This window comes from Enterobacter sp. 168J2, assembly GCF_034107265.1.
GTDB lineage: Bacteria > Pseudomonadota > Gammaproteobacteria > Enterobacterales > Enterobacteriaceae > Enterobacter > Enterobacter nematophilus.
On the sequence record NZ_JAWNEB010000001.1, the window covers coordinates 78,491 to 89,829 of the forward strand.

An 11,339-nucleotide genomic window follows, 5' to 3' on the forward strand; every position below is an offset into this window, starting at 1 on the left:
AACTATTTTTGAACGAACGACAGGCAGTATATCATTGAAACGGTCGTTAAAGCAGCCTGCCAGGTCGCCAATTTGTAAAATAGTTGTTGTTTTGTGCGTTTTGCCCTGCAAGCGGCAGGGACGTGTACGGGTACGCTCTGTCAGAAGGCCTGACGGATAATGCGGATGACGTTTTCCAGTACCGGATCGCGCAGGCTGAGCTTGTTGTAATGCAGTGAAATCTCGATAGATTCTGCATTGAGCTGGCTAAGCGGAATACTCTCCAGCGGCCAGCATTTCCGCAGCAGGTTATACAGGCGTGAAGGCATGATGCACAGCATATCGCTGCTGCCAATCAGGGATGCGGTGGTGAACATATTGTAACTGCTGAAACTGATCTGACGTTCCGGAAAAATTTCATCAATACGCTGACGCAGAGCGTGGTTAGACTGTCCTTCGGTCATGAAAGACGAGTGGTCGTAGTTGCGCAGGTTCTCAATGGATAACGGCTCGCTGAGGGCGGGGTGCTGCCTGCGGCAAACCAGCACCAGGTTATCCGCATAAAGCACATTTTGCCCCAGCGCTCGGGCGCTAAAGCTACCGCTTTCAATGACCAGGTCCGTCTGGAACTGAGCAAGCTGAACGTCAGGTTCGTTAAGAGGCACATTGCGAAGCAGAAGCTGAGGCGCATGCTCTTTCACGGCCTGGAAGATCGCGGGCATCACCAGCACGCCGACAGAAGGGGAGCAGCCGATGGTGATGGTTCTCTGTTTGTCATAGCTTCCGGTTAAATCCAGCGCACCCAGAATCGACTCCAGCCCCTGGCTGATGTATTCGTGGAGGTGTGTCGCATAGGCCGTTGGCGTGACGCCCTGGCCCTTACGGATAAATAAGGGATCGGGAAATATAGCCCGCAGCTTTTGAATTGACTGACTTATTGCCGATGGCGTGAGATTAAGAATTTTCGCAGCGTTAACGATACCCTTATGGACATATACTGCCTCAAAAATAGTCAGTAAATTGAGATCAATATTACGTAAAGTCCGAAAAATTTGCGGCTTATCTTCGCCACCAGGGTCATTCAGGCGTTTGGCTGGTAAATTATTATACTCCACGCTTTCACTCCGTATACATTCACAACATGAATGATAGTTCAATTTATTTATTATGCTTGTAGAGATTCGTAAAGTGTTGGTTTTGTTCCACTTGTTTATCAAAAACAAACAGTTGTGTGATTATCACTCAAGTTACTTAGCCTGTGTATGCCGTGCTGTCCGGAAGCTAAATAATATGTAAGGGCAATATTCGGGCGCTTCGAAAATATAGAATCTGCGGATTATTGTAAAGCGTAAAAGCGGTAAATAAACAGTGGCCCGTCAAATTATCGGGCCGTCTGAATGATATATTAAGCAGGGATATATTCGTGCGGGGGATTGTTAAGCAGTGCTAACACGTTCTTCAGAAGCACGGGGCGTATATTTTCTGGCGTAGCGGTGTCGGCCCACTGGCGCATTTGCGTCATTTCCATGCCGGCGTAGCCGCAGGGGTTTATGCGCTGAAAGGGCGTAAGATCCATATTAATATTCAATGCCAGGCCGTGGAAGGAACATCCTTTACGAATACGCAGCCCCAGAGAGCAGATCTTCATTTCGCCAACGTAGACGCCCGGTGCATCGGCACGCGGATGCGCGTCAATACCATATTCCGCCAGCGTGTTGACGACGGTCTGCTCCAGTAACGTCACCAGCTCACGCACGCCAAGCTTTCTGCGCTTCAGATTAAGCAGGACGTACATCACCTGCTGACCAGGCCCGTGGTAAGTCACCTGACCCCCGCGATCGCTCTGGATCACCGGGATATCGCCCGTCATTAATAAGTGTTCCGCTTTTCCCGCCTGGCCCTGCGTAAATACCGGCAGATGTTCGACCAGCCAAATCTCATCAGGGGTGTTGTCATCGCGTGAATCGGTGAAGTCGTGCATAGCCTGAGAGACAGGCTCATAAGGTTGCAGCCCGAGATGACGGACCAGAATTTTATCCTGATACAAAACGCGTCTCCGAAGACGAGGGACAAAAGATGAGGGGGAGTATATCACAGCGGGGAAGAGGGGTTACCCGGCAAACCGGGTAACCGCAAAGGGACTACAGCACCATACGAACAATTTCGATATTGCCGAGCTCTTCGTACAGCGTCTCAACCTGCTCGATATGTGTGGCAGTGATGGTAATAGAAACCGAGTGGTAGTTGCCCTTGCTGCTTGGTTTTACTGACGGAGAGTAGTCACCCGGCGCATGGCGCTGTACCACTTCAACCACCTGATCAACCAGCTCAGGTTTCGCCAGACCCATTACTTTGTAGGTAAATGGGGTAGGGAATTCAAGCAGTTCGTTAAGTTTGGTTTTCATGTCAGCTCCGGCGTAACGTCAAAAAGAATAACTCCCACGTCAGGTGGGAGTTATCAGGATACTTAGTATATGGGGATCAAAATCACACTTTCAAGTGTTCGATTTTTAGCCAAACCAGTGATGGAACATCAATTTAATGTAATCAATGATTTTGCCGAAGAAATTGCCTTCAGGGATTTCTTCCAATACCACGAGGGGGCGCTGGTCGATCGTTTTACCGTCCAGCTGGAAGTTGATGGTGCCCACTACCTGATTTTTCTGCAGCGGGGCATGCAGTTCAGTTGTGTTAAGCACATAGCTTGCTTTCAGATCCTTCATACGACCGCGTGGAATGGTCAGGTAGAGGTCTTTATCCACGCCCAGAGAAGCACGGTCGTTATCGCCGAACCAGACGGGTTCAGAAGCAAACTCTTTGCCTGCTTTCAGCGGGTTCACGGTTTCGAAGAAGCGGAAGCCCCAGGTCAGCAGTTTCTTGCTTTCGGTTTCGCGACCTTTGAAGGTGCGACCGCCCATCACGGCAGAGATCAGACGCATCTGGCCTTCCGTCGCAGAAGCCACCAGGTTGTAACCAGCTTTGTCGGTGTGGCCGGTTTTGATGCCGTCAACGTTCAGGCTGTTATCCCACAGCAGGCCGTTACGGTTGGTCTGACGAATGCCGTTGAAGGTGAACTCTTTCTCTTTATAGATAGAGTACTCGTTCGGCACATCACGGATCAGCGCCTGACCGATCAGCGCCATATCACGCGCGGAGCTGTACTGACCGTCTGCATCGAGACCATGTACGGTCTGGAAATGGCTGTTCTTCAGACCCAGAGCATTGACGTAGCTGTTCATCAGGCCCACGAATGCATCCTGACTACCGGCGGCGAAATCGGCCATAGCCACGCAGGCATCGTTACCGGACTGCAGGTTAATGCCACGAATTAACTGAGAAACCGGAACCTGCATTCCCGGTTTCAGGAACATCAGCGAGGAACCTTTGAAAACAGGGTTCCCGGTAGCCCACGCATCGTTGCCGATGGTGACCAGATCCGTCTCTTTGAACTTACCGGCTTTCATTGCCTGGCCGATGACGTAGCTGGTCATCATTTTGGTCAGGCTGGCCGGGTCACGGCGGGCATCGGCATTCTGTTCAGCCAGCACTTTGCCAGAGTTGTAATCGATCAGGATGTAGGATTCCGCGTCGATTTGCGGAACGCCAGGGATCATGGTCTTGATATTCAGGTCATCAGCATGAGCTGCAGAGAGTGCAGCCGCGCAAAGGGCCGTGGTCAGCGCCATGCGCTGCACAAAACGAGCAGAAAAAGTGGTCTTCATGGTCAGAACTACGACATCCGTGATGGAATTAAAAAAAGTGCCTTACTATAGCAAATGCTATTCAGGCAGGCATCCGACTTTAAGCATGAGTTTGTGAATGTGTTTTACACAAACTGACATTTCGGATACCGCCGATTAATTACTTCGTAACAGCGATAAAGGACTGCAGCTGTGCCTCGCTCTGCAAACGCTGCTGCAGGGACGCTGCCTGCGACTTGCTGGCGAACGGCCCCATCTGGATACGCCAGACCGCGCCGTTTTGCTCAACGCGTCCAGGTACGCCAAACTGCTGGCTTAAACGCTGCTGATACTGCTGGGCACGGGCCCGATCGCTCACTGCGCCCACCTGGACGACAAAGCCGCCGCTGGCTGCTGCGGGAGCGGCAACGGCTGCGCTCTGGGTCGTAACCGGAGCCGTTACCGGGGCAGGTTGCTGCACGACGGGGGCGGCAACAGGGGCAGGTGTCGGCTCACTGCTCTCCAGCACGCCCGAAGCTAAGTTCGTTGGTGCACCAAGGAAGCCGCTGCTTTTTACCGGTGCGCCAGTGGAATCATCGCTTTGCAGGGTGTCATTGCTGATCGGGCGAATCTCTCCCGCCGGCTGAGAAGGTTCTGCCGGCGAGGAAACGCTTCCCATGCCGCCGTCCAGATTTGGGCGGTCAGGGAGGGCATAGGTCTGTTTCGCCACCGTGGTACACGCGGTTCCCGGCCCGGAGAGCGAACCATCCTGCGCCACGATGATCGGGTCAATGCGGACTTTGGTATTGTTCGAGGTGTTCAGACGATCGGCAGACGCGCGCGACAGGGAAATCACCCGGTCATTACCGTATGGGCCGCGGTCGTTAATACGCACGACGATCATACGGCCGTTCGCCAGGTTGGTGATACGGGCGTAGCTAGGGATCGGCAGAGTCGGGTGCGCCGCAGTCAGCTGCATTGGGTCAAACGTTTCACCCGATGCCGTCAGGTTACTGCCCGGCTCGGCATCATAAATGGCGGCAAAGCCAGCCTGGCTAAAGCGGGACAGATCCTGCACGATTTTGTAGCTTTTGCCGTCGCGCTCGTAATCCTGATTCGCGCTGGCATTCAGCGGTTCATAAACGGGATCGGCACCGCTAATTTCAACGATTGGGCCATTACACACCGCAGGCTGCGGCGGCGCGACGGTTGCCTGTTGCTGACCATCATCACTTGTGCAGGCCGCAAGTAAACTTGCCGCAATGCAGATCCCCAGCCACTGCTTACGCATTCCGATCCCCTTATTTTTATACGCTTTTTGACAACATTTTTCTGTGGGTATGGATCGACATCACGATACCAAACCCGGCCATCAACACGATCAGTGCCGAGCCTCCGTAACTCACCAATGGTAGCGGTACGCCTACCACCGGCAGAATACCACTCACCATACCAATATTTACGAAGACATAAACGAATAAAATCAACATCAGTCCGCCCGCCATGACGCGGCCGAAGGTGGTTTGCGCGCGGGCCGCAATCCACAATCCTCGCATGATGAGCAGCACATAGAGCGCCAGCAGGATCAGGATGCCAACCAGCCCCAGCTCTTCCGCCAGTACCGCAAAGATAAAGTCGGTGTGGCGTTCCGGTAAAAACTCCAGCTGCGACTGGGTACCGTGCAGCCAGCCTTTACCGCGCAGCCCGCCGGAGCCAATCGCAATTTTGGACTGAATAATATGATAGCCCGCACCGAGCGGATCGGTTTCCGGATCGAGAAGCATCATGACGCGCTGGCGCTGGTAGTCATGCATCAGGAAGAACCACAGGATAGGGATAAACGCTGCAACCAGCACCACCGCGATACCGATCAGACGCCAGCTTAAGCCCGAGAGGAACAGGACAAACAGGCCGGAGAGGGCGATAAGGATCGAGGTGCCGAGGTCAGGCTGCGCCGCAACCAGCAGCGTCGGCAGGAATATCAGCACCAGGGCAATAGCGGTGTTTTTCAGCGACGGCGGACAGACGTCGCGGTTGATAAAGCGCGCTACCATCAGCGGAACCGCGATTTTGGCAATCTCCGAGGGCTGGAAACGGACTATGCCCAGATCCAGCCAGCGCTGTGCCCCTTTTGATATGGCACCGAACGCATCTACCGCCACCAGCAAAATAATACAGAAGATGTAGAGATAGGGCGCCCAGCCTTCATAGACGCGCGGCGGGATCTGCGCCATTACCACCATAATGACCAGACCCATCGCGATCTGGCCGATCTTGCGTTCCATCATGCCGATGTCCTGGCCGCTGGCGCTCCAGATAACCAGGGCGCTGTAAACCAGCAGGGCCAGCAGGATCAGCAGCATGGCTGGGTCGATGTGAATTTTATCCCACAGCGATTTTTTATTTGGATTATCCGTCATGATTATTGGTCCTCCGCCGCAGCGGCGGCCGGGTTTTCAGCCGGCAGTTCGGTGTTGTTATCACCCAGCATAATGTGGTCCAGGATCTGGCGCATGATGGTCCCAACCGCCGGGCCAGCGCCGCCATTCTCCAGAATCATCGCCACCGCCACCTGCGGGTTATCATAAGGGGCAAACGCCGTCATCAGCTTATGGTCACGCAGACGTTCGGCAATGCGGTGTGCGTTATAGGTTTCATTGGCTTTCAGACCAAAGACCTGCGCTGTACCGGATTTCGCGGCCACTTTATATGGCGTACCTGCGAAATACTTGTGCGCGGTTCCGTTTGGACGGTTTGCCACACCGTACATACCGTCTTTCGCTATTTCCCAGAAGCCGGAATGGATGTCGCCCACCGGCGCTTCATGGGGCTGCACCCACGGCACTTTTTTGCCGTCTTCAACGGTGCTTTGCAGCAGATGCGGAACTTTAACCACGCCGTCGTTAATGAGGATCATCATCGCTTTGTTCATCTGAAGCGGGGTGGCCGTCCAGTAGCCCTGGCCGATACCCACCGGTATGGTATCACCCTGATACCACGGCTTCTTAAAGCGCTTCAGCTTCCACTCGCGGGTTGGCATGTTGCCTGACCGTTCCTCTGCCAGATCCACGCCGGTGTAGTGTCCGTAGCCGAATTTGCTCATCCACTCAGACAGGCGGTCAATGCCCATGTCATACGCCACCTGATAGAAGAAGGTATCCGCAGACTCTTCCAGAGATTTCGTGACGTTCAGATGGCCGTGGCCCCATTTCTTCCAGTCGCGATAGCGTTTTTCAGAGCCGGGCAGTTGCCACCAGCCCGGGTCAAACAGGCTGGTATTGCGGTTAATGACGCCCGCGCTCAGCGCTGAGACCGCCACGTACGGTTTAACCGTTGATGCCGGCGGGTAAACGCCTTGCGTGGCGCGGTTCACCAGCGGGGTGTTAGGGTCATTCAGCAGGCCGGAGTAGTCTTTGCTGGAGATGCCGTCAACAAAGAGGTTCGGGTCATAGCTTGGCATAGAAACCATGGCCAGAATGCCGCCGGTGCGCGGGTCGGTGACCACCACGGCGGCGCGGCTGCCCGCCAGCAGGGTTTCAATATACTGCTGCAGTTTGAGATCGAGCGTCAGATAGACGTCGTGCCCCGCCTGAGGCGGTACTTCTTTAAGCTGGCGGATGACGCGGCCACGGTTGTTAACCTCAACTTCTTCGTAGCCGGTCTGCCCGTGCAGGACATCTTCGTAGTAGCGTTCAATCCCCAGCTTGCCGATATCGTGCGTCGCGGCGTAGTTCGCCAGCTTGCCGTCTTTATCGAGGCGCTCGACGTCTTTATCGTTAATCTTGGAAACGTAGCCAATCACATGCGTCAGCGCGGAGCCGTAAGGATAGTAGCGACGCTTGTAACCCTTCACTTCCACGCCGGGGAAGCGGTACTGGTTCACCGCAAAACGGGCGACCTGGACTTCCGTCAGGTTGGTTTTAACCGGGATGGAGGTGAAACGGTGGGAGCGGGCGCGCTCTTTTTTGAAGGCCGCGATATCATCATCGTTAAGATCGACAACGCTTCTTAGCGCCTCCAGCGTATTCTGCACGTTATCAACTTTCTCCGGCATCATCTCGACCTGATAGATGGTGCGGTTTAACGCCAGCGGGGTGCCGTTACGGTCGTAGATAATGCCGCGGCTGGGCGCGATAGGCACCAGCTTAATGCGGTTTTCGTTTGAACGCGTCTGGTAATCGGTAAAGCGGACAATTTGCAGATTATAAAGGTTGGCGATCAGCACGCCGGTAAGCAGCAAAATCCCCGTAAAGGCGACCAGCGCCCGGCGCACAAACAGCGCGGACTCAGCCGTATAGTCGCGAAAAGAATTCTGTAGTTTCATCCGCTGCTTAATCTACCCTGGTCAGTCATTACTCGCGGTGATAGGGGTGGTTGGTAGTAATGCTCCACGCGCGATACAAGCTTTCCGCCACCAGGACCCGAACGAGCGGGTGGGGCAGCGTCAGCGCAGAGAGAGACCAACTTTGTTCTGCTGCCGCTTTGCAGGCGGGGGATAACCCTTCAGGTCCACCAATCAACAGACTGACGTCGCGGCCATCCTGCTTCCAGCGCTCCAGTTCGTGCGCCAGCTGCGGCGTATCCCAGGGTTTACCTGGAATATCAAGGGTGACGATGCGGTTCTTGCCTGCGGCAGCCAGCATCAGTTCACCCTCTTTATCGAGAATACGTTTGATATCCGCGTTCTTGCCGCGCTTCCCGGCGGGAATTTCCACCAGTTCGAACGGCATATCTTTAGGAAAACGACGCAGATACTCAGTAAAACCGGTTTGTACCCAGTCCGGCATTTTGGTGCCGACGGCGACCAGCTGCAACTTCACGCATTAACCCCAGAGTTTTTCCAGCTCATACAGGCGACGGCTCTCTTCCTGCATGACGTGGACAATCACATCGCCGAGGTCAACAACCACCCAGTCAGCGGTCGCTTCACCTTCAACGCCAAGCGGTAACAGTCCTGCTGCGCGCGATTCCTGAACCACATGGTCGGCAATCGAAACAACATGACGCGTAGAGGTACCGGTGCAGATAATCATGCAGTCGGTAATACTGGATTTACCCTTAACGTCGATAGCGATGATGTCCTGACCTTTCAGGTCATCAATTTTGTCGATAACAAAATCCTGGAGTGCTTTACCCTGCAAGTTTTCCCCCTGGGTGAATGAGATTGTACAACTATGAATTCGTGGCCAGACAGTATACCTGAACTGACGCCCCTGTCGGGACAAATGTCACCGTCCGGGCTTTTGAAGGCGGGTATCATCCCACCCTCCGCCTGAGATTGCATCGCCATTTTTGTAAAACAATTTCTGTAAAGCAACGATCGGCGGGAAAGTCTGGCAGCGGAGGATAACAGTATGGCTTAACCTGTCAAGGCAGGATAATCAATATGCTGCTTTTTATGCCTTCCGGCTATTTATCTGCGGTTTTCTGATACAACCCGTGCGTATGAATATACGACAACACCGGGGCGGGCAGCAGATCGTCACAGGCTAAACCCTGCTGTAAACGCTCGCGAATAAGGGTCGCAGAGATGTCGAACCACGGCGTCTCCGCCAGATAGATCTTCCCGGCGGGCTGGTTGTGAAGATCTTCCACGTTATCGGTCAGGTGGTCTTCAAGCCACTGCTGATATTGCGCTTCGCGCATGGTCAGCGGGTATCCCGGACGGCGGCAGACGAGCAGGTGGCTGTTCTCCAGAATGGTTTCATACTTGTGCCACGTGGGGAAGTTGAGCAGGGAGTCCTGACCGATGATAAAGGCGAGCGGCTGGTCAGGCCCCTGTTCGGCCCGCCACTCCTGCAGCGTTTGCGACGTCCACGAGGGGGTGTCGCGACGCAGTTCCCGTTCATCCAGCCTGAAGAGCGGCTTATCCGCGATAGCCAGAGCGAGCATCTCTTTTCGCTGCTCGCTGGTCGCCTCTGGCTGAGGGCGATGCGGCGGAACATTATTGGGCATGATGGTAACGCGCTGCAGGCCGATCAGATTTGCCAGAATTTCTACCGGCTTCAGATGCCCGTAATGTACCGGGTCAAAGGTGCCGCCATACAGAGCCTGTAAAGAGTGCATACTATCCATCAATAAATACGTCAGCCAGCGCCTTGTGGCAGAGCAGCAGGGAAAGGCTTTCCAGCTCCGCCCACACCGACTGGCCGTAATCTTGTTTTAGGGTGAGCTCGGCGCGCATCAGAAGCTGCACAGCCTGACGCAGCTGTTCATGGCTCAGGCGGTTGATGGCCTCGGTGGTCATTGCCCGACGGTTTTGCCATACCCGGTGTTTATCAAACAGGGAGCGTAACGGCGCGTGGGCCGACTGGCGCTTGAGCGTTATCAGCAGCAACAGTTCGCGCTGCAGCGTGCGCAGCAGAATGACGGGTTCACTGCCCTCCAGGCGCAGCTGCTGGAGAATATGCAGGGCGCGTTTGCTTTTCGCCGACAACAGTGCATCCACCCAGTGGAACGGCGTGAAGTGTGCGGCATCGTTAACCGCCTGCTCAACGCGCGGTAAGGTCAGCTTGCCGTCCGGCCAGAGCAGGGAAAGCCTGTCCAGCGCCTGTGCCAGGGCCAGCAGGTTGCCTTCATAGCAGTAGCAAAGCAGCTGGTTCGCCGCATCGTCCAACTGAAGGTTGTTTTGCTTTGCCCTTGCCGCCACCCATTTTGGCAGATGCGCCTGTTCAGGCGTCTGGCAGGTGACCTGCACCGCGTGGGTCGCGAGCTGGGTGAACCACGCCGCATTTTCCTGCGCTTTGGTGAGCTTGCTGCCGCGCACAATCAGCAGCAGATCGCTGTGAAGCAGGCTGACGAGCGTGGCCAGCTGCTCATTGATGGCCGCGTTAGGGCCGTTCTCCGGCAGCAGGATCTGGATTGTCTGGCGTGACGCAAAAAGGCTCATCGCCTGACAGAGTGAGAAGAGGGCATTCCAGTCGGTGGAGTTATCCACCTGGACGGTATGGTGTTCATCAAAGCCCTGAGCGGCGGCCGCATGCCGCACGGCATCCAGGCTTTCCTGAAGGAGTAACGGATCGTTTCCGAGCAGCAGATACGCCGCGCGCAGCCCTTCATTGAGCTGCGCGCGGAGTTGTTCAGGATACAGCCTGATCATCATTTACCCAGAGAGGTAGAAACAGGAGGCGTGCTGGCATCCGGTTTTTCGATAATGTCAGAGCCTTCTCGGTTAGTCGCTGCAATACCTGGCAGTTTGCGGATCAGCTGCTCCGCCGCCTTGTCGTACATTTCGTTGATGATAATCTGCTGTTCAGCATCTTTTGCCAGCGCCGTTTGCGGGTTATCAAAGAACGAACGATACACTTTTGCGCTGATCGGATAGATGTCTTTACCCGGGATCAGTACAGCCGCGTTGACCGACAGCACCATCTGATATTCAGCCGTGCGGCCGTCCTGGAAGATGGACGCCGTATCCTGTCCCAGCGTCATCCCCAGTACGCGCAGAGACGGTACATCCTGGCGCAGCGTACCTTTCTCGATAAGCTCAACGCCATTCAGACGCAGCTGATTGCGGATTGCCCGGCTGAGTGGGCCGTTTGGATCCCCGGAATCAAAGATCATTGTTTTCATCTCAGCGGGCACCGCCGTGGTGTTGCGCAGGTGCCAGCCACAGCCAGCGGTGACAAGCACCGCCAGAGATAAGAGTATTGTTGCCAGTTGTCGCACGTTTCCTCCCGC

The 11,339-nt window shown here is 54.9% G+C and carries 12 protein-coding genes; all 12 read right to left on the reverse strand.

Going from position 1 to position 11,339, the window contains the following annotated elements:
- Window positions 1–140 precede the first annotated feature (140 nt).
- The 12 genes from USG84_RS00375 to lptE all read right to left on the reverse strand — a co-directional run bounded on the left by USG84_RS00375 (window position 141) and on the right by lptE (window position 11,327).
- Window positions 141–1,094 (reverse strand): YbeF family transcriptional regulator, encoded by a 954-nt coding sequence (locus tag USG84_RS00375; RefSeq protein WP_151412728.1) that lies wholly within the window; start codon window positions 1,092–1,094, stop codon window positions 141–143.
- A gap of 290 nt (window positions 1,095–1,384) precedes the next feature.
- Entirely contained in the window at window positions 1,385–2,026 is a 642-nt protein-coding gene (lipB, locus tag USG84_RS00380) for a lipoyl(octanoyl) transferase LipB (protein ID WP_151412729.1), read from the reverse strand.
- A gap of 94 nt (window positions 2,027–2,120) precedes the next feature.
- The gene (gene ybeD / locus USG84_RS00385; protein WP_003858718.1) at window positions 2,121–2,384 is read right to left on the reverse strand and encodes a DUF493 family protein YbeD; all 264 of its coding nucleotides are present in this window, start codon (window positions 2,382–2,384) and stop codon (window positions 2,121–2,123) included.
- 105 nt (window positions 2,385–2,489) lie between these two features.
- Window positions 2,490–3,701, reverse strand: a complete 1,212-nt coding sequence (dacA, locus tag USG84_RS00390) for a D-alanyl-D-alanine carboxypeptidase DacA (protein ID WP_045261014.1) — start codon at window positions 3,699–3,701, stop codon at window positions 2,490–2,492.
- A 139-nt stretch (window positions 3,702–3,840) separates the two neighbouring features.
- Complete coding sequence (rlpA, locus tag USG84_RS00395) at window positions 3,841–4,950, reverse strand: endolytic peptidoglycan transglycosylase RlpA (protein ID WP_151412730.1); 1,110 nt, start codon at window positions 4,948–4,950, stop codon at window positions 3,841–3,843.
- 16 nt (window positions 4,951–4,966) lie between these two features.
- Window positions 4,967–6,079, reverse strand: a complete 1,113-nt coding sequence (mrdB, locus tag USG84_RS00400; protein WP_042715186.1) for a peptidoglycan glycosyltransferase MrdB — start codon at window positions 6,077–6,079, stop codon at window positions 4,967–4,969.
- A gap of 2 nt (window positions 6,080–6,081) precedes the next feature.
- A complete protein-coding gene (gene mrdA, locus USG84_RS00405; protein WP_028012338.1) occupies window positions 6,082–7,983 on the reverse strand; it encodes a peptidoglycan DD-transpeptidase MrdA in 1,902 nt (633 codons plus the stop codon).
- 28 nt (window positions 7,984–8,011) lie between these two features.
- Window positions 8,012–8,479 (reverse strand): 23S rRNA (pseudouridine(1915)-N(3))-methyltransferase RlmH, encoded by a 468-nt coding sequence (gene rlmH / locus USG84_RS00410; RefSeq protein ID WP_003858701.1) that lies wholly within the window; start codon window positions 8,477–8,479, stop codon window positions 8,012–8,014.
- Between the two features lie 3 nt (window positions 8,480–8,482).
- A complete protein-coding gene (rsfS, locus tag USG84_RS00415) occupies window positions 8,483–8,800 on the reverse strand; it encodes a ribosome silencing factor (protein WP_003858696.1) in 318 nt (105 codons plus the stop codon).
- Window positions 8,801–9,068: 268 nt separating this feature from the next.
- Window positions 9,069–9,734, reverse strand: a complete 666-nt coding sequence (gene nadD / locus USG84_RS00420; RefSeq protein ID WP_151412731.1) for a nicotinate-nucleotide adenylyltransferase — start codon at window positions 9,732–9,734, stop codon at window positions 9,069–9,071.
- Window positions 9,727–10,758 (reverse strand): DNA polymerase III subunit delta, encoded by a 1,032-nt coding sequence (gene holA, locus USG84_RS00425; protein WP_253543473.1) that lies wholly within the window; start codon window positions 10,756–10,758, stop codon window positions 9,727–9,729. Before holA ends, nadD begins: the two co-directional genes overlap by 8 nt.
- Window positions 10,758–11,327: an LPS assembly lipoprotein LptE gene (gene lptE, locus USG84_RS00430; protein WP_151412732.1), complete on the reverse strand. Its 570-nt coding sequence runs from the start codon at window positions 11,325–11,327 to the stop codon at window positions 10,758–10,760. The genes holA and lptE overlap by 1 nt, the downstream gene beginning before the upstream one ends.
- Window positions 11,328–11,339: the final 12 nt, after the last annotated feature.